This window comes from Liquorilactobacillus satsumensis DSM 16230 = JCM 12392 (assembly GCF_001435195.1).
Taxonomy (GTDB): Bacteria; Bacillota; Bacilli; order Lactobacillales; family Lactobacillaceae; genus Liquorilactobacillus; species Liquorilactobacillus satsumensis.
The window spans coordinates 38,642-58,337 of the sequence record NZ_AZFQ01000049.1 but is presented as its reverse complement, the minus strand read 5'-3'; the positions used below and the strand labels follow the sequence as shown (position 1 = coordinate 58,337).

The 19,696-nt window shown below is 40.8% G+C and carries 15 protein-coding genes; 6 read left to right on the top strand and 9 right to left on the bottom strand.

The genetic code is table 11. The features are described 5' to 3' along the window. Nucleotides 1–150: 150 nt before the first annotated feature. Genes FD50_RS08085 through FD50_RS08065 form a run of 5 tightly spaced genes read right to left on the bottom strand, consistent with a single transcriptional unit; the run spans nt 151 to nt 5,099 of the window. The gene (locus tag FD50_RS08085) at nt 151–852 is read right to left on the bottom strand and encodes a glycerophosphodiester phosphodiesterase family protein (protein WP_054758043.1); all 702 of its coding nucleotides are present in this window, start codon (nt 850–852) and stop codon (nt 151–153) included. Nucleotides 853–885: 33 nt separating this feature from the next. After that, a complete protein-coding gene (locus tag FD50_RS08080; RefSeq protein ID WP_056961078.1) occupies nt 886–2,232 on the bottom strand; it encodes an ABC transporter substrate-binding protein in 1,347 nt (448 codons plus the stop codon). Further along, complete coding sequence (locus FD50_RS08075; protein WP_054758044.1) at nt 2,232–3,062, bottom strand: carbohydrate ABC transporter permease; 831 nt, start codon at nt 3,060–3,062, stop codon at nt 2,232–2,234. The genes FD50_RS08080 and FD50_RS08075 overlap by 1 nt, the downstream gene beginning before the upstream one ends. Then, nucleotides 3,062–4,021: a carbohydrate ABC transporter permease gene (locus FD50_RS08070; protein WP_082610488.1), complete on the bottom strand. Its 960-nt coding sequence runs from the start codon at nt 4,019–4,021 to the stop codon at nt 3,062–3,064. The genes FD50_RS08075 and FD50_RS08070 overlap by 1 nt, the downstream gene beginning before the upstream one ends. Beyond that, nucleotides 3,978–5,099 (bottom strand): ABC transporter ATP-binding protein, encoded by a 1,122-nt coding sequence (locus FD50_RS08065; protein ID WP_056961077.1) that lies wholly within the window; start codon nt 5,097–5,099, stop codon nt 3,978–3,980. The genes FD50_RS08070 and FD50_RS08065 overlap by 44 nt, the downstream gene beginning before the upstream one ends. A 293-nt stretch (nt 5,100–5,392) precedes the next feature. Between FD50_RS08065 and FD50_RS08060 the strand changes: the two genes are divergently transcribed. From FD50_RS08060 to FD50_RS08040, 4 genes are all read left to right on the top strand, one after another. Then, complete coding sequence (locus FD50_RS08060) at nt 5,393–8,098, top strand: HAD-IC family P-type ATPase (protein WP_056961094.1); 2,706 nt, start codon at nt 5,393–5,395, stop codon at nt 8,096–8,098. Between the two features lie 366 nt (nt 8,099–8,464). Beyond that, the gene (locus FD50_RS08050) at nt 8,465–9,139 is read left to right on the top strand and encodes a class A sortase (protein ID WP_054758045.1); all 675 of its coding nucleotides are present in this window, start codon (nt 8,465–8,467) and stop codon (nt 9,137–9,139) included. 121 nt (nt 9,140–9,260) lie between these two features. After that, nucleotides 9,261–9,470, top strand: a complete 210-nt coding sequence (locus tag FD50_RS08045) for a CsbD family protein (protein ID WP_054758046.1) — start codon at nt 9,261–9,263, stop codon at nt 9,468–9,470. 94 nt (nt 9,471–9,564) lie between these two features. Further along, a complete protein-coding gene (locus FD50_RS08040; protein ID WP_056961075.1) occupies nt 9,565–9,810 on the top strand; it encodes a GlsB/YeaQ/YmgE family stress response membrane protein in 246 nt (81 codons plus the stop codon). Nucleotides 9,811–10,200: 390 nt separating this feature from the next. Here FD50_RS08040 and FD50_RS08035 read toward each other — a convergent pair whose 3' ends face one another. From FD50_RS08035 to FD50_RS08025, 3 genes are all read right to left on the bottom strand, one after another. After that, entirely contained in the window at nt 10,201–12,186 is a 1,986-nt protein-coding gene (locus FD50_RS08035) for an ABC transporter ATP-binding protein/permease (RefSeq protein ID WP_056961074.1), read from the bottom strand. Between the two features lie 147 nt (nt 12,187–12,333). Continuing rightward, nucleotides 12,334–12,762 carry a universal stress protein gene (locus FD50_RS08030; protein ID WP_056961073.1) on the bottom strand — a complete coding sequence of 143 codons (429 nt, stop codon included), beginning with the start codon at nt 12,760–12,762 and terminating at the stop codon, nt 12,334–12,336. A gap of 41 nt (nt 12,763–12,803) precedes the next feature. Further along, complete coding sequence (locus tag FD50_RS08025) at nt 12,804–14,387, bottom strand: Nramp family divalent metal transporter (RefSeq protein ID WP_156653519.1); 1,584 nt, start codon at nt 14,385–14,387, stop codon at nt 12,804–12,806. Between the two features lie 245 nt (nt 14,388–14,632). On the opposite strand from FD50_RS08025, the gene FD50_RS08020 reads away from it, so the two are divergent. Both FD50_RS08020 and FD50_RS08015 read left to right on the top strand, forming a co-directional pair. Next, nucleotides 14,633–15,514 carry a diacylglycerol/lipid kinase family protein gene (locus FD50_RS08020; protein ID WP_056961071.1) on the top strand — a complete coding sequence of 294 codons (882 nt, stop codon included), beginning with the start codon at nt 14,633–14,635 and terminating at the stop codon, nt 15,512–15,514. 73 nt (nt 15,515–15,587) lie between these two features. After that, the gene (locus FD50_RS08015) at nt 15,588–16,514 is read left to right on the top strand and encodes an aldo/keto reductase (RefSeq protein WP_056961070.1); all 927 of its coding nucleotides are present in this window, start codon (nt 15,588–15,590) and stop codon (nt 16,512–16,514) included. 419 nt (nt 16,515–16,933) lie between these two features. Here FD50_RS08015 and FD50_RS08010 read toward each other — a convergent pair whose 3' ends face one another. Continuing rightward, nucleotides 16,934–19,582 carry a cation-translocating P-type ATPase gene (locus FD50_RS08010; protein ID WP_056961069.1) on the bottom strand — a complete coding sequence of 883 codons (2,649 nt, stop codon included), beginning with the start codon at nt 19,580–19,582 and terminating at the stop codon, nt 16,934–16,936. Nucleotides 19,583–19,696 lie beyond the last annotated feature (114 nt).

Genomic DNA, 19,696 nt, shown 5'->3' with positions numbered 1-19,696 from the left:
CTATGTTCGTAATTTCAAGTTAGCACTCAAATTTTCCCGACTTATGTCACACTCTCTTGGTGACTGCCATTTTTCAAAAATACTTGAACTAACTGAAAGATTACCTAAGTGATGCACACTAATGATATCATAAAGAAAGCTGAAAGCGTGCTAACTATTTAGTTTTGTCATTAGCTTGTCACGAATTTTCCCGGCCTTTTCAAAATTATCGGTAATAATACCAGCAACTCCTTGTTTAAATAGATGCCTAATTTTAAAGGTATCATTAATAGTCCAAATACGTTGCACCACTTCGTCAGCTTGCCGATGATGAAGATGCAAGCCCGCTAATCCTGCTTTTTTTACAAAAGTAGCAGCATCAGGAACTTTATGCATCGTTAACCAACAGTATTGTTGAGCCGCGTCAATTTTTTGACATTTTTTGAGTGTCTCAAGGTTAAAGGAGGAAAAAATTACAGGTTTTACAAGTGGAGCTTGGCTGATCATTTCTAGCACGATTTTTTCAATATTTTCGTACTCAATCTGGTCAGTTTTAAGCTCAAGATTAAGCTGAGTATTTGAGGTCGCTACTGTCGTTAAGAGTTCTTCTAGTGAAGGAATGGCTTCTCCGTTGGTTAGATGTAATTGCCGCAGCTCTGCGAAAGTGAAGGTTCTAATTTCTCCCTTGCCGTCAGTTGTCCGATCAACCGTTTCATCGTGAATGACTACAGGAACGCTATCTTTGGTTAAATGAACGTCAAATTCGAGACCATCAATATTGTGATCTACTGCATATCGAAATCCTTCGAGTGAGTTCTCAGCAAATTTAGCTGGGTATCCGCGGTGACCAAAAATTAAAGTTTGTGTTGTCATTTTACCATTCCTCATTATTAATTGATTTTGTGCTTATTTATTTGCCTTATTCGTAGTTTGAACGTAGCTATTCATCTGTTTTTCAGCGTCTTGCAGTGCTGAAGTTACATTTTTACCATTGTAGATTTGCTCCATCGCAGTTTGAGTGATGGTCCTTTCTTGGATCAAACCTTGCATAAAGATTCCTGAGTTCGTGTTATTAGGGGTGGTTCGTGCTAATTGTTGACTAGGAATTTTTGCTGCAGGAGTTTTTTGATAGAGTTTTTGCAAGACAGGTTCATTTTGTGAATCCTTGTTAAGCGCTAAGTAGCCGGTTGCTGCCTGCCAAGCTGCTTGGTTTTGGGACTTCATCAGATATTTGATAAATTCCCACGCGCCGCGTTGAACGGTGGTCGATTTGTCATTTGAGATCCAAAGAGAGGCACCACCAATGGAAACGCCATTTGATTTTTGCCCATCTGGATGAGGATAGTAGGTGATCCCAAGTTGATCTTTCATCCCCGCTGTTAACTGGCTAATATCAGCTGATGATTGGAGGAACATCCCCAATTTACCAGAAAGAAAACCAGCCATTTCATTAGCAGATGCACTTGTACCCGAACCATAATTCATGAATGAACCATGTTTAATGTTTTCTTGGATCCATTTCATGGTTGTGGTGGCTGCTGTTCCGGTAAAGTTAACTGCGGTAGGCGTTCCAGCATGTCCATCTTGATTGTTAGCGAGTGATTCTCCGGCGTTAGCTAAAAATTGTTCAAAAAGCCAGCCGTAGATTTCAACACTTAGTCCCTTAACTTTTTTGCCAGAGCGTTCATAGAGCTGTTGTGCAACGCGTGTAATGTCACTATAACTAGGATCAACCGGTGGGGGTGTAATCCCATATTTTTTTAAGAGCGTAGCATTATAGTACAAAACCGGTTGTGAAGTGTTAAACGGCATTGAAAGTTGTTGCCCGTTTTTAGAGTAAAAGGCACGTGCAACAGCCGAGATTTTACTAACATCATAATTATCCGCCGTGATAAATTTCTGCACTGGGGTTGTATAACCACTACTATAAATTTGGCTGGTAGAAATGTCCATTGATTGAAAAACAGCAGGAGAAGCACTTGTGCCATGTGTATTCAAAATCTTTTGCACAGCTTCATTATAATTGCCTTCGAACTGCGGAACAACCGTATACTTATGCTGTGACTGGTTAAATTCCTTGACAAATTTTGTTAATTGAACTTGCGCCGGGCCGGTCATTTCATGCCAGAAAGTGATTTGAATTCGGCTATCAGCTTTAGCAGAAGTGCAGCCGGTTAACGCTGACAAGATGACAGCACACAAGGAAAAAAGCAGTAACAAGTGGCGGTAGCGGAAATTCTTTATTTTTTTCATTATTTAACAGCACCTTCATTCAAACCGGATTTAAAGTAATGCTGTCCAATGAAAAGCACAATTAAAGTTGGAATAACTACAATAGCAGCACTTGCTTGGATCATCCCCCAGTTATTGAATGATTCTTGTGATTGTAGTTGGCGCAAACCGTCTTGGACAGGTCTAAAGTCATCACTAAAGGTGGTCAACATTGGCCAGAGATACTGGTTCCAACTGGCTAGGAAACTGTAAGCAGCAAGGGTGAAAAGGCTGATCCGGGAATAAGGCATAACTACACTAGCGTAAAAACGCCAGTGTGACAGCCCTTCGATCTCTGATGCTTCTTTCAATTCACCAGGAATTTGTAAAAATGATTGCCGTAGCATAAATGTTCCGAAAGCTGAAGTGAGGAAGGGAATAATCATAACTGCATAGTGATTCAAAAGTCCCATATTACGAACTGTCACAAAGTTTGGGATGACCTCTGCTTCAAATGGCAGCATCATTGTGGCTAAGAACACGTAGAAAAGGGTGTTTCGCCCTTTGAATTCAAGGAAGACAAAGGCATAGGCACTCATTGAACAAAAAAGCAGTTGCGCAGCCATTGTGAAAAATGAGATCACAAGGCTGTTGAATAGATATCGAATAATTGGAGTTTGCGTAATCGCGGTGTAGTAGTTGTCTAATGAAATGTGACTACTCCATAATGAACCCTTGGAAATATCTGCTGTTGGTAAGAGGCTGGTCCAAAAGCCAAGTAGAAACGGAATTAAAATGAAAAGTGCCAATAAAATCAGGACAAAAAGTTGACCTAGCCGCTGAAAATTAGGACCGGTAATATTTTTATTCATCAATAGTTCACTCTCTTTTCCAAGACTTTAAACTGGATGAAGGTAAAAAAGGCAATCATCAATGCAAGAATAACTGATTCAGTGCTTGCCAGGCCGTAATTACCGCTCAAAAAAGCATCTTGATAGATACGATAAACAAGCAAATTGGTTGCGTTATCTGGACCGCCGGCTGTCATTAGATCGATTAAGCCGAAGCTTTTGAACGATTCAATTAAAGTAATAATGGAAACAAAGAAAAGTGTCGGTGAAATCATCGGAAGTGTAATGTGAAAGAACTGGTATCTTTTTGAGACTCCTTCAATTTGTGCAGCTTCATAGAAGGTAGTGGGCACAGATTGCAATGCTCCGAAGAAAATCAAAAAGGTAAAGCCAAGATTCATCCAAACTGTCGAAATGACGACTGCTGTCATGGCCCACCCGGGCTGGGTCAACCAGTTGATGACGGGTAGATGGAAAAGATTGGCAAGTTGGTCTAAAAGACCCACAGAAGGATTAAACATGAAAAGCCAGAAAATGGCAGCAACTGAAACGGAGACTCCCATGGTTCCAGAGAAAACAGTTCGGAAAAAGCTAATCCCGCGAATTTTTTGGGAAGCTGTTTGTGCGAGCAGCAGTCCTAAAACGAGCGTTAAACAAGAAACTGCAATGACGTAGATGAAAGTTGCCTGTAGACTATGAAGGTAAGCTGTGGAAGTTAATAAACTGAAATAATTCTGGAGTCCAATAAACACAGTCGGCTTACCAACACTATTGGTTAAGAAAAAGCTGAGATACAAGGTGCGCAGCATTGGGAAAAAAACAAAGATTGTTAAGATGAGTAAAGAAGGACCTAAAAAAACAAGTGCATATAAACGTTCGCGTAGTTCTTTCTTGTACGAAAGTCCAACAGTTAAAGGCTTCTTATTACCTTTGGGCTTATAATGCGTTTGTGACTGTTTGTTTGTAATTGGTGCGTCCATCTTCGCCATCCCCCTTATTGAAAAAGATTGCCCTGCCCGTATTATCAAAAACAAAGTAGGCAGCAGTGGCACGAATCTGAATCCGTTCGCCAAGACTGAAAGTGTTGTTTTGGGCAGTAGTGATGCGAACTTCTTCTTGGTTATCCAATAATGCGTGAATAATTGACTGTGTACCTAAGTATTCAATGTTCTTGATTGCGGCATTTGAAGCTTGCGCAGTCGCGTGGATCTCAAGTGCATTAGGACGAACACCAACAAAGTAGTCTCCTTCTTCAATATCCATTGGCAAAACATAATCAAGCAACGGATCCACTTGCAGATGACGTTGATTCTTTGTTGAATAATGTACGCTTAGAAGGTTCATTCGGGGAGTGCCAAAAAATTGTGCCACAAAAGAGTTTGCGGGATGTTGGTAAATCTCTGAAGGCGTTCCGATCTGTTGAACCTCATGTGCATGTAGAACCATAATTCTATCTGCCATTGTCATTGCTTCGACTTGATCATGGGTCACATAGATCAGTGTAATACCAAGATTTTGTTGCAACTCACGAATTTCTGAACGCATTTTACTGCGCAACTGTGCATCAAGGTTCGAAAGTGGTTCATCCATCAGGCATATTTTTGTGTCACTTGCAATTGCACGGGCTAATGCGACTCGTTGGCGTTGACCACCAGATAATTCGCGCGGTTTACGTGCTTTTAGCTCACTTAGACCAACAAGTTCAAGTGCGTGCGCTACACGTTGTTCAAGTTGAGCTGCAGGCATTTTTCGCGCTTTTAAGCCAAAAGCAACATTTGATTTGACATCTAGAAAGGGAAACAAAGCATAATTTTGAAAAACCATTGATAATGAGCGTTCTTGTGGAGGAAGGTTAGTGACGTCTTGATCATCGATTTTGAGTGTTCCATCAGAAATCGAGATGAGGCCGGCAATCATTCTTAACAAAGTACTTTTTCCACAACCGGAAGGACCAACAATCGTGAAAAATTCACCTGATTTGATTTGGACGTTAATGTTTTTTAATGTCCAGTTTTGACCATCATAACTCTTTGAAAGACTAGCTAGTTCAATACCCATCTGCTCACTCCCTAATTTTATGTTAAATACACGTTCAGTATAGCCGTGAAGTGTAACGCGTTTGTATGCACCATGTAAGGATTGAGTAAACTTTTAGTCTATTTATTTTAGTAGATTTTGAAAATCAGCGACCTAAAATTTTCAAGTTATGTAGAGATACGCTATAATTAAATTATCAAAAACAAAGGCCGCGGTTGAAATTGGTGTTTCAACCGGCTGGTGATATTCAGGCAAGAATTGAAAGGATGATTACAAGAATGCAGGAAGAGAAGAAACCTGGACCGCACGAACACATGGGTGAAAATGATGGCCAGAGGCAATCGTTGTTTTGGGAAAAGACGGATCAAGAGCTAGCACGTGCGTTTGAGACGGACCTTGAAAGGGGTTTGTCTGCAAAAGAAGCGCAGCAAAGGCTGACCCGTTATGGTAAAAATGAGTTGCTTATTCAAAAACGTTCTAATTGGATCTTGTTTTTTAAGCAGTTCAACAATAGTATTATTTACATTTTGGCGCTTACTGCCTGTGTGACATTGATACTGAAACACTACCCGGATGCAATTGTGATCAGTGCTGTGATTATTGTGAATGCCTTCATCGGCTTCTTCCAAGAGATTTCTGCTGATAATGCACTTGATAAAATTAAAGAACTGCTGGTTTCACGCAGTTATGTAGTGCGCTCGGGTCGCAGAGAACTATTAGCGGCGCAGCAAATTGTTCCAGGAGATCTAGTCAGTTTAGAAGCAGGAGATGCGGTTCCTGCGGACTTGAGGCTGGTTTCTGCAGATAACTTGAAAATTCAAGAAGCAAATCTGACAGGGGAATCGGAACCATTAACTAAGATTGAAGAACCACTCTCAGGCAAGAATGTTCCGCTTGCCGAACGAGCGAATATGGCATTTGCATCGACTGCGGTTACAAGTGGGACTGGAATGGGTGTTGTGGTTGCGACCGGGATGGATACGCAGATCGGACAGATTCAAAGAGATGTGGCGACCGTTAAAACCAGACCTACACCATTGATGCATAATCTAAATCGATTAGGGCTTACGTTGTCACTGGCAATTGTTGCCTTAGCAGTCTTACTTTTTGCACTCGGTTTTTACCTTGAAATCTACAGTTTACCAACACTGCTAATCTCAATTATCACTTTGATTGTAGGTTCGATGCCAGAAGGAATGCCAGCAAGTGTCTCAGTTGTTTTAGCAATGGGAACTCGCAAACTAACACAAAAAAATGCGATCGTCAAAACCTTACCAGCTGTTGAAACTTTAGGAGCAGTTGACATCGTGAATACGGATAAAACGGGGACTTTAACTAAAAACGAGATGACCGTGACAGATATTTTCACACCAGAAGGAGAATATCAAGTTACAGGAGTGGGCTATGATGCGGCTGGAGAAATTACAAATGCGGCCGGAGAAAAAGTTCAGTGGCAACAGCTCCCTGCAATCAAATGGTTAGTTGAAATTGCAGGTCAGACCTCAGATGCAAGTTTCCATCAAGAAAATAACAAGTGGATTTTGACGGGAGAACCAACGGATGGAGCTTTAACAGGGTTGTACCATAAATTAACCGGTCAGGAACCCGAGGTCAATGAAGTCGATTCTTTACCTTTTGATTCTGCTTTTCGCTACTCTGCCCGGTTGCTAGCACAAAACGGGGAAAAACTGCTTTTTGTTAAAGGTGCCCCGCAAACTTTGCTGCAATTGATGGAAAAGGCAGGAGCTTCACCAGATAAGGATTATTGGAAAACCAAAATCGAAAAACTTTCAAAACAAGGTAAACGAGTTGTTGCCTTAGGTTATCAGAAAGTTGCGGTTGATAGTACCGCAGTGATTCCGGAAAACATTGGGAAAAATTTCGAACTTGTGGGCTTGGTGGGAATTATTGATCCTCCCCGCAGTGAGGTAAAAGATGCTATTAAACAATTGCGTTATGCTGGAATTAAAGTCAAGATGATTACCGGAGATGATCCTAACACAGCACTAGCAATTGCTGAAAAGCTTGAGATGGGCGAAAATCTTAAAGCAATTACGGGACCGGAACTCGAAAAATTGACAGCAGCTGAACTTGCAGAGCAAATTGATCGTTATACAGTATTTGCCCGAACGACTCCGAGTGATAAGCTGAAAATCGTAAAAGCACAGCAGCAAAGAGGCCATGTTGTTTCAATGACCGGAGACGGTGTTAATGACGCTCCCGCCTTGAAGCAAGCAGAAATTGGGGTTGCGATGGGAATTAAGGGTACTGATGTTGCTAAGGGTTCTGCCGATATGGTATTAGCCGATGATAACTTTACGACGATTCTTGCAGCAGTTAAAGAAGGACGGCATGTTTTTGACAACATTAAAAAAACGATTAGGTTTTTGCTGCCAACTAGTTTTGCTGAAGGACTAATAGTTGTTTTCAGTATCCTGTTGGACCAAACAATGCCGCTGTATCCAACACAATTGTTGTGGATTAATATGGTGTCTGCTTTGACGATTCAATTTGCGTTTATCTTTGAACCGGCAGAGACCGGGATCATGGCTCGCGGACCGCGCTCAATTAACAGTGGGATTCTGACAAAAGCAGATGTTTTCGAGATCGCTTATGTTTCCGTCTTGATCTCAAGTATGGGGATGATTGCTTATGAAATCTTGACGAATCAAGGAATGTCCACTGTAATGGGGAGTACGATGACGCTTAATATTATTATCTTTGGTAAGATTTTCTATCTCTTCAATTTACGGAATAACCATCCTGTTTTTTCAAAGTACTTTTTCCAAAACAAGATGGCATTTTATATCATTGCACTGTTGCTTGTATTGCAAGCAGGGATTATTTATCTTCCCTTTATGCAAGCAGTTTTCCACACAGGACCAATTGATTTTCTTTATGGTTGGTTATTGCCGGCCGGAATTGGGTTTACAATTCTACTGGTAACGGAACTGATTAAGTTTTCAAAAAGTCGCTTATATGATTCTTTTCTTGCAAGAAAAGAATTGAAGGGCAAGTAGTCTGGTAATAAAAATATCATAAAAAAGAGCGCAGCACTGAGACTGAACAAGTTAAGTGTTGCGGCTTTTTTATGTGTTCTTTCTAGCAGTCCTAAGATGCAAAGATCGACTACTTAGCAACAGATTCTGAGAACAGTTGGCAAGTAGCATAAGAGCTTTTAGGGAAATTCGGATAATGTTGTGGATTTGGGGCAAAAAGCGCGCCCTGTTTTTTGGTGTTCTTTGTTTCCAAACAGCTAGTGCTGAAATGTGCACCAAAAGACAGCCAACTAAACGCTCTTTGTCCCTCTCTTTTTTTGTTAAAAATATTTTTTTGTGCGACAATACTGGTAAGAGTAGGAAGTCTATGATGGGCGGGGAAGTAACTTGAAAAAATATAAAAAAATATTGTTAAGGGCACTGGCAGTCAGCTTGCTGCTGGTTGGAATTGCTTTGATTTTTAACGAGCAGATTAAAACTTTTGTTATTCGCGAAATAGCAACTAGTCAACTTAAAAAAAAGCCACAAAGTATTAGTAAAAAAATGCGTAAGAAAGGAAACTTTGATTTTAAAAGTGTTAAAGCGGCAGATCTTTCGACCTTAAGTAAAGCAGCTCAAACTCAAGGAGGCATGATCGGTAAAATTGCTATTCCACAAATTGGAATGCGTTTACCAATCTTTTATGGCATCAATAATGAAAACTTGCTGCGTGGTGCTGGGACAATGAAACCAGCTGAAAAAATGGGAACAGGAAACTACGCATTAGCAGGACATCATATGAGCAACCCTGATATTTTATTTTCTCCACTCGCAAAAGCTAAAGTAGGGATGGAGATTTTGCTGACTGACGGCAAAAAAGTTTATCGTTATCGGATTGTTGAGCGCAGAGTGATTGATAAGTATCAAGTTAGCTGGATTGATGATGTGCCAAAGCAGCAACTGGTGACACTCGTGACGTGTTTGACCGCAACCACTGGTGAAACTAACCGAATAATGGTGCAAGGCAAGTTGGAACAAGTACAACCGGCTACAAAAGATAACTTGAAGGAGTTTGAAAGTTAAAAGCAGAAAAATTGCTTAAAATATTGTGCTTTGTTAAACTAAAGTTGTAGGAAATTAGCTCACTTTTTTGAACATCCTGCTTGATGTCCTGAATAGGTGATTAGTGAAGGGAGATGCAAAGATGAGCTTAAAAAACAAGGTCGAGGGAACAAAGGATCAGGTTGCTGGTAAAGCTAAAGAAGTTGAGGGCAAGGCAACTGGAGACAAGACACGTGAGGCCCAAGGAAAAGCACAGGGAATTCTTGGCAAAGCTAAGGATAAACTTGAAGAGGCTAAGGACACAGTCAAAGAAACCGTCGACGATCTAAAGAAAAAGATCGATAAAAAGTAAGGTTATTTTGACTGAAATGTGTCAATTTTAAAACTGAGCAATCTGCGTTTTTGAAGATTGCCAGTTTATTTTATGAAATTAGGGGGATTAGAGTATGCATTGGTTATGGGTCTTGATTATAGGTGCAATTATAGGTGCGATTGCAGGGGCAATCACAAGTAAAGGCAAGTCAATGGGCTGGATCAGTAACATTATAGCTGGTTTAGTAGGATCCGCAATCGGGGAAGCGATCCTTGGTTCATGGGGACCACAATTAGCCGGAATGGCAATCATTCCTTCAATAATTGGAGCTGTGATTCTGGTATGGCTTGTGTCTTTCATCCTTTCGCGTGGAAAATAGCGGAAGCAGCAGAAGTTATGCGAAGCTGGATAAATAATAATTATTAAAAAAATTAAAACGGGTGACATAAATTGTCAAAATTTGAGTTAGACTGAAAATCTTGACTGTTGAAACATGGTTATCCATACAAAAAAGGGCTGTGACAAAAGTTAAATTTTGTCATAGCCCCTCTTTTACTCCGGATAAACGTGTTCCATAAGTCAAAATTCTCCGTCTAACTTCGAATTACTCCTAGCAAAATACTCGCTATGTTCGTAATTTCGAGTTAGTACTCAAATTTTCCCGACTTATGTCACACTCTCTTTTTTGTAATGCATTAACGTGAAAGTTCTTTAAAAACAGCATTGATTACGCACATTGCTGCCTATCTGAATTACTTAACAGTTTATTTTATTCTGCAGACAGAGCCTCGATCGGGTTCAAACGCGAAGCTTTCCGAGCAGGCAAGAGAGCCGCAATTAACGAAATAAACAGTGAAACTAAGATCGCGAAGATAACGTTGCTTAAGTTGATCTGCACAATGTTAAATTTGATTAAGCCATAGAGCGCGTGATTAAGTGCTGCACTGGCAAGCCATGCAATTATGAGCGCAAAGATTGCTGAAAAGAAACCAATCATTAAGGATTCTGCAGTGAAGAGCCGTCTAATATCCTTACGTCGTTCTCCAAGTGCACGCAGGATTCCAATTTCTTTTGTGCGCTCTGCTACAGACATGTACATTGTAACAACAATCATGAGGACTGAAACGATAAGCGAGATACCAGCGATTGCCGCCAAGACCGTTGATGCAAGACTTACATAGGTGTTAATGGTTTTAAGCAAATCACCCACAGTCATAACTGCAAAGGCATGCTTGCCATTAATTTTTTGATTACGAATACTATTTGCAACTGAGTTTACATTATCAAGATTTTTTGCGTTGACAGAAATAAAGTTCGGTTCGGTTCTTGCCCCAGCATCTTTGAGCAAGGAACGCAGACTGCTGTAATTAAGCAAGGTAACTTGCCCACTGGCACTGCTGGAACCAGTAATTCCTGAAACAGTCAGGTCAGTTTTTACTTGAACGGGTGTATCTTGGGCGGAAAGCCAGTTGATGACAACCCCGATCTTTTTACCTATTAGTGAACGATAGTTGTTGTTCCCTAAAAGTGTCACAGCTTGTTGTTTGGAAATTACAATTTCGTTGCTTTTAGGCCAATTACCATTTTTTAGGTTATTATCAGCAAATGCCTTAGTGTAGCTCTGGATTCCTGACGAGTTGCTATTTTTCCCTTGATAGTTCAGTGAGTAGGTCCCTAACTGATAACCTGGCTCAATTGAAGCGGTGCCTTTGGTTTTCTTTATCTGGGTGAGTTGTTGATCCGAGATAAAAAATTTGGTTGGATCTTGGCTGAACTCTTGCATAGATTGCTGTGCTTCTGTATTTGAAAGCTTTTTGCCTGAAGGGTTGCTTAAAACAGTCATTGATCGAGGATTTACTAATGAATTGACTTGATTTTGGATATATGAATTAATTCCATTACCTAATCCTGAAAAGAGCAGTACCGCAAAGATGCCGATAGCCGTTCCAATAATAATCAATGAATTCTGTTTGAAATTATACAGCAGGTGTTTAAAAGCAGAAAGGTAACTTGCACCTGCACGTAAAGGGCGGGCCTCAATTTTTGCAGGTGTTTTGTCTTGGCTATCAGGTTCCCCTAAACGAACGTCACTATCAATCTGACCGTCAACAAGATGGATAATTCGCGTACCGTGATTTGCAACTTCCTGTGAGTGCGTCACCGCAATAACAAGTTTGCCATCAGCAGCAATCTTTTTCAAAATTGCCAGAACTTCTTGTGTATTCTTGGAATCTAAAGCTCCTGTAGGTTCATCAGCTAAAATAATTTCTGGGTCACTTGCGAGTGCACGTGCAATTGCAACACGCTGTTTTTGACCACCAGAAAGCTGATTAGGATGTTTCTTTAAATGTTCACCCAGACCAACCTGCTCAAGCAATTGCTTAGCTCGTGCGACTCTCTCGGTGTGCGAAAGGGACGTCATATCAAGGGACACCATGACGTTTTCAAGAACAGTCAGGTGGGTGATAAGATTATATGACTGATAGATATAACCAATAGTTCCTCGCCGGTAGTTATCTAGCTGTTTTTCTTTTCGGTGATCAAGTTTTTCATTATTGAGAAGTAACTCCCCAGAAAATTCACGGTCAAGTCCGCCAATAATATTCATCAAGGTTGACTTCCCGCCACCGGATTCTCCTAGGATTGAAACAAATTCTCCAGAATTAAACTCAAGATCAATTCCATTTAAAACCTTGCTTTCTTCTTTCCCCAGAAAGTAAGACTTGTGAATGTTACTGAGTTTCAGTAAGCTCATAAAATTTTAACTCCCTTTTTTAAAGTTATTACACTTGATTCTAACATAGTGAAAGGCTGTTTATTAAAAAAAAGATTACACAATTTCTAGACGAAATAATATTCGCAATTGCATAATCTTTTTTTCTTTTAAAATGAGCACGCTGTTTTATCTTACGACTAAGACAGAGATGGGAGCGTACTTTGCCATGTATGCAGCCTGACTGCCAAAGTGACGCCGAATTCCTTTTTTAGATGCAGAGCCGATGATTAATAAGTCGGGGTTCACATTAGGAATAACATCTTTTACGATCGCTTCACCGGCATTTCCTTCAGCAATTATAGTTCGTACAGCACTGACGCCGGCTTCCAAGGCCTGTTTTCGATAATCTAAAATGTGCTCTTCTAATTCTGAACGTTCGCCATGAATGTAATCTTTATCCATTGCTTGATAAACACTTAGCTCATTGCTTTCCAGAACAGAGGTAATGATGAGTTCAGCATGTTCTTCTTTGGCACGTTGAATAGCATAATCAAAAGCTAACAGCGCATCTGCAGAATCATCAACACCAACTAGAATTTTTTTAAGATTTTTCAATGGTACAACATCTCCATTCGCTCAAATCATTTGCAAACTAATTATTCATCCTCTAAGGGCTTAGCCGTCTTACCGGCAGCAAAACGTTTGTTGCCGCGGTACAGGTCAATGACTGTCCAGATCAGTAACGCAAGGACACAGAAGATTAAGAAATAGGCAATGTCATTTGCCAGTGCAATTTCAGTCTTAGAAGCATTAGAACCGAAAAAGTCTTGGATTTGTCCGGGTAACCCCGTCATATTGAGATAAGTCAGTCCAATTACGGAAATCCAGCCTAAGGTTTTAATAAGCAATGTATTTTTGAAGCGTTCGCCCATCTCAGCTCGACTGTCGGTCATCATCAAAAGTGGCAGCATTGAAAATGGCAACGCAAAGGCTAGGAAAACTTGCGAATTGTTCATCAACGTATTAAGGGCAGTATGTTCTTCAATGTCGCTTTTTCCACTCGTCAAGATGACACAGATCAAAACAGGGACAACAGAAATTAAGCGGGTGACTAAACGACGTAACCAAAGCGGCATTCTTAGATGGACAAAGCCCTCCATAATAACTTGACCAGTTAAGGTTCCTGTAATAGTTGAATTTTGACCAGAAGCAAGCAATGCCACCGCAAACAAGGTGGAAAGAACTCCTGAACGGGCAACCTCAATCAAAATACCATTACTAAGCATCGAAGTATCGGAAAGTGCATGGAACAAACCGAAGAAGGAGGGATCCTTGACGGCGCCGGTTTTGAAAACAGCAACCCCCATGATTAGCAATAAAGAATTTACGATGAAGGCAGCTGTCAGCTGAATGTTTGAATCCCAAGCTGTAAAGCGGACTGCGCGAGCGACATCTTCTTCATCGCTATGATCAATTTTACGGGTTTGCGAGATTGCAGAGTGCAGATACAGATTATGCGGCATTACAGTCGCACCGATAATTCCTAATGCGCCGGTTAAAGGAGTTTGCCCTCCCACGCTAGGTGAGCTGGCAATTGTTTTTCCAGTTGGAATAAAACCTTTGAACATACTTGCCCAATCTGGATTTGAAAGTGCTACTTGATAGATGAAGATAAAAAGAATAACCAAAATTAAGCAGACCACAATGGCTTCAATTTTTCTAAAACCAATTTTAGTTAATAAGAGCAATAACAAGACATCAAAAACGGTTATGAAAACGGCAATCACCAAGGGAATATGAAATAAGAGATAAAGTGCAATTGCGGCACCAATAACTTCGGCAATATCAGTTGCCATAATGGCTAATTCAGTTAACAGCCATAAAACAATGCCTAATCCCTTGCTTGTGCGTGCACGAATGGCTTGTGCAAGATCCATCTGGCTCACGATACCAAGTTTGGCAGCCATGTATTGCAGCAGCATCGCGATCAAACTTGAAATCAAGATGACGGACATTAAAAGATACTGGAAATTCTGTCCACCAGTAATGGATGTTGACCAATTCCCTGGGTCCATATAACCAACGGCGACTAAAGCACCAGGTCCAGAATATGCGAAAAGTGTTTTCCAAAAGCCCTTTCCCCGTGGGACTGTGACGGTGCCGTTAATTTCCTCCAATGAAGGCCCATTGGCATATTCGATTAATTTATGCCGGTTTTGTTTGTTTTTCTTTCTGCTCACTTTTAATACCACCTTTCAAAGATCTCTGAGCTATCCACATTGTACACCAAATTTAATCTATTGAAAACAATTTTTAGGCGCACCTTAGAAAATAAAAAAGGAATATTAATTCTGGTGGGGTTTGAAACAGTTTCCATAGTTACAAGGCGTACTTATGTTAAAGTTAAAGAGCAGCTAAAAACTATAACTTAATTAGAATTTAAGGAAAATAGGAAATAAAATTAACGATGACAGGTGGGAAAAAAATGGAGAAAAAAACTTTGCTTTTTTTCAATTCGAATGCTGGCGATGGTCAAGCACAGCAGATTGCGGTCGAGATGCAGCAAAAACTGGAACAAAAAGGCGCACAGATTATTGAATTAAACACAAAAACTAGAGCAGAAGCAATTGTAGGTTTGCAGGAGATGCTGCGACAAAAGCAGTTGGCAAAGATCGTCTGTATTGGAGGCGATGGGACGTTGAACATTGTTGCTACGGCTCTTGTACATGCTCACGCCCAAGTTCCTGTCGGGCTGATTCCAGCGGGAACGGTTAACAATTTTGCACAAAAATGGCAAATTCCACTTGAACCAAGGGCGGCCATTGACCTTATTTTACGGGGAAATCAACGCCGGGTTGATATTGGTGAATGCAATGGCACAGCGATTGTTAGTTCATTACTTTTTGGGAGCCTTGCTGAGCTTTCAAATGATGTTCAGCAAAGGCAAAAACAAAAGTTCGGCTTGGCAGTCTATGGTTGGAGTGCACTTAAGCACCTTGGAAAAAGGCAATCCGCTGAATTGTTATTTTTTAATCAAACATTTTCTTTACGTGCAAAGGTTTGGGTCTGTCTAATGACAACTTCCAATTATGTAGGCGGTTATCAGTATTTGGGGAAAACATCTGCTGGACTGCATGTTACGATGCTTAATAATATGAAAATTAATAAATTATTGAATTATGGCTTTTTTGCGCTAACAGGCAACTTACGGCGCTCAAGTACCCTGACCTCTTTTGATATCAAAGAGGTGATCATCAAACCAGTTGCAAAGCAAGCAGTCTCAGTCAGAATCGATGGGGACGAGGGGCCACAGTTACCGGCAAAAATCAGCTGGTTACCGCATTTTATGACAATCTACGTTAAGTGAGCAGAATCGCAGTCTGTTTCGGATAAACTGTTTTATAATTAAAAAAGAATTTGAGGCAAAAGGAGGAATAAAAATGAATCAAAGTCAAAGCGTTAAAATCGGTAAAACAGATGTTTTAATTGCACCTAAGCTTGGTCTTGGAACCAACAAGGTAGGGGGCCACAATCTTTTTAAGGGACTTAAAGATACTGATGGGAAGGCGGTTATTAAGACGGCATTGGATGAAGGCATTTCGCTGTTGGATACTGCTTTTATGTACGGTCTAGGCCGCTCGGAAGAAATTATCGGAGAAGTGTTGCAAGAGTACGATCGTGCGCAAGTAATTTTAGCAACTAAGGCCGCCCAAGATGTTCGTAAAGATTATCAGCCCAATAATGAGCCTGAATTTTTAAAGAATGCAGTTGAACAAGCACTAAAAAGACTTCACACAGATTACATTGATATTTTTTTCATCCATTTTCCTGATAAAACAACGCCTAAAGATGAAGCTGTGGCTGCACTTGCAGCCTTGAAAAAAGAAGGCAAGATTAGAGCGATTGGGGTTTCAAACTTTTCGCTAGCACAGCTAAAAGAAGCTAATAAAAATGGTGAAGTGGATCTTGTTGAAGATAACTATAGCTTAGTACAGCGTACAGCTGAAAAGGAACTTTTCCCATATTTAAAGGAGCAGCAGATTTCATTTGTGCCTTATTATCCGCTTGCCTCTGGACTGTTGACGGGGAAGTATCAAGCTACAGATCGGGATAAGTTTGAGCGCTTCACACCAGCGCAATTCAGGCAGATTATCGCGGCACTTGTACAGGTTAAAGAATTGGCTCAAAAGCATGCAGCGACAGTTGCACAAGTCATTTTGGCATGGTATTTACAAAACCCAGCGTTAAGTGTTGTGATTCCTGGGGCACGTAAACCTGAACAAGTTCAAAATAATGTTGGTGCGCTAAATGTTGAACTAACACCGGCAGAGTATACACAGATTGACAAACTTTTCAGGGAATTTTGAGATCAAAGACAAAACGGCTGGTCATCTAGCTGCAATAGTTTAGTTTATATAAGTAAAACAAAAGAGAGTGTGACATAAGTCGGGAAAATTAGAGTGCTAACTCGAAATTACGAACATAGCGAGTACTTTGCTATGAGTAATTCGAAGTTAGACGGAGAATTTTGACTTATGGAACACGTTTATGCAGAATAACTAGAAAAAGAGTGTGACATAAGTCGGGAAAATTTTGAGTGCTAACTCGAAATTACGAACATAGCGAGTACTTTGCTATGAGTAATTCGAAGTTAGACGGAGAATTTTGACTTATGGAACACGTTTATCCAGAATAAAAGAGAGACTGCGACAAAAGTTAACTTTTGTCACAGTCCCTCTTTATTTTGCAATTCAAGCCTAACATTCCAAAGCTTTTGTAGTCTTTTTTATTTTTTATAGAGTAACTTACGCTGCACCAGCTTAACAACTTCGACGATCACGAGCATTAATGTGCCACCGATGAAGACAAGCAACCATTGCTGTGGTGCTAACGGAGTAACTTTAAAGGTTGCATTAAAGGCTGGAACTAGGATAGTAGCAAACAATAATATACCTGAAATCAGAATCGACCAGTTAAACATTTTATTGTTAAACAAATCTTTTCTGAAGATTGAGCCGTGCAATGACTTGGAATTGAATGCGTGGAATAGTTGAATTAAACCAAGCGTTGCAAATGCCATTGTCAGAGCATCAGCGTGAATCAATGTGTAAGAATGGTGAAATGGGAATTGAAGTGCAAACCAGTAAACTCCTAAAGTTAGCGCACCCTCTAAGATTCCTTGATAAAGGATACTCGACATAACGCCATCGCTGAAGAAGTTTGATTGCTTACCACGCGGTCTGCGTTGCATGATAGTCGCTTCGGCACGTTCGATTCCCAGCGCGATTGCAGGAAATGTATCTGTGACAAGGTTAATCCATAAAATTTGTGCCGGGGCGAAGATATCCCATGCCAGCATTGTCATAAAGAAAAGGGTTAAAACTTCGCCGAGGTTAGCGGATAACAAGTACTGAATTGCCTTTTGAATGTTAGCAAAGACTTTCCGTCCTTCTTTAACTGCTACAATAATCGTTGCAAAATTGTCGTCTGCAAGTACAATGTCACTGGCATTTTTAGAAACTTCTGTCCCAGTGATTCCCATACCAACACCAATGTCTGCTGTTTTAAGTGCAGGTGCATCATTGACACCGTCCCCCGTCATCGCCACAATCTTTCCTCTATTTTGCCAAGCTTTAACGATTCTGACTTTATGCTCAGGTGCAACACGCGCAAAAACGGAGTATTGGGCAATTTTTTGGTTCAAGTCTTGAGTGGAAAGCTGGTCAAGTTCACTGCCCGTGATTACGGCGTCTTCGTCCGTGCTTTTTAAGATCCCTAAGCGTTTAGCAATTGCCGTTGCGGTATCTTTATGGTCTCCAGTAATCATCAAAGGGCGAATTCCAGCTGCCCGTGCTTCAGTCACGGCATTTTTAGCTTCAGGACGCTCAGGATCAATCATGCCGACCATGCCGACAAAGATTAAATCTTTCTCAAGGTTTTCTGAATTCAAGGAAGCTGGCATAGCTTCAACTGGGGAATAAGCAAACCCCAAGACACGTAGAGCCTGCAGCGCAAGTTGGTGGTTGACTTCCATAATACGCGCTCGGTCCTGAGAAGTTATTTTCCGGATACGACCGTGATCTTCAATTCGATTTGTTCTTTTGAGCAGCTCATCAATTGCGCCCTTTGTCATCACATAGTTTTGTTGGTTATTCTTAACAAGTGCGGACATTAGTTTTCGCTTTGAATCAAATGGAATTGAGGCAACGCGTGGATAATCTTTTTCCAGTGACACAAGCTCTAATTTTTTGTTGAGATAATACTGAATTAGGGCAGTTTCTGTGGGATCACCGACCAGACCGGTTGGTGTCTTTTGACTATCATTTGCAAGTATCATGATTTGAGTCAAACGATCCTGAAGCGTTAATGAGGCTTGTGCGGCATCCTGCAAGGCATCAGGGAGGTAGATTTTTTCGACCGTCATTTTATTTTGTGTCAATGTGCCAGTTTTATCAGAAGCGATAATTTCTGTTGTTCCCAGTGTTTCAACGGCGGGCAGCTTTCGGATCAAGGCATTGCGTTTAGCCATTGTCTGCGTTCCTAATGCCAATGTGATTGTCACAATGGCGGGCAATCCTTCAGGAATAGCAGCAACAGCCAAAGAAATTGACGTTAGCAGCATCTCAAGCACTGAGGAACGGCCAACGAGAATCCCAATTGCAAAAACTAAGACGGCAATCAGCAAAACAAGGATACTCAGGATTTTACTAAGATGAATAATATTTTTTTGTAGAGGTGTAATTGATTTATCAACGCTGTTAAGCATCGTCGCAATATGTCCAACCTCAGTTTCCATACCAGTGGCAATCACAACACCTTCACCAGTTCCATAGGTGACGTTGGTATTCATATAACCAAGGTTTTTACGGTCTCCAAGAGGAAGCTTGGATTGAGCAAGCGGTGCTTCACTTTTATCGACCGGGACAGATTCGCCCGTTAATGCCGCTTCTTCGATTTGTAGTGAGGCAGTTTTAAGGAGCCGCAAATCGGCTGGAACAATGTCTCCTGCTTCAAGCAAAACAATATCTCCTGGAACGAGTTCTGAGCTTTTTACAGTTTGGACTTGCCCGTCACGGCGCACACGAGAAGAGGGGGTCGTCATTTCTTTGAGAGCATTAATCGCATTTTCAGCTTTCGCTTCTTGAAAAACGCCGAAGACTGCGTTTAAGATCACTACTAAAAAGATAATAACTGCGTCCGAGGCATCACCGGCAAAGAAGGCAATTACAGCAGCCACCATCAAAATAATAATCATCAAGTCTTTGAACTGACTCAAGAACTTCTGCAATAGCGTTGTTCCTTTTTGTTCGCGCAAGACATTTTGACCATACTTTTGCAAACGTTCGTCAACTGCACCTGGTGTTAGACCAGTTTTAGCGGTTTGCAGCTGCTCAAGTGTTTTTGTGGAAGAAAGCTGGTGATATGTTTGTTTCATTGGATGACAATCCTTTCTTTATACTAGCTTAAATGTAGCATATGGTAATCTTTTTAGGAAGTTTAATACTCAGAAACCTACCTAAGAGACAAATAGTTGTTTTATAAGGCCGTT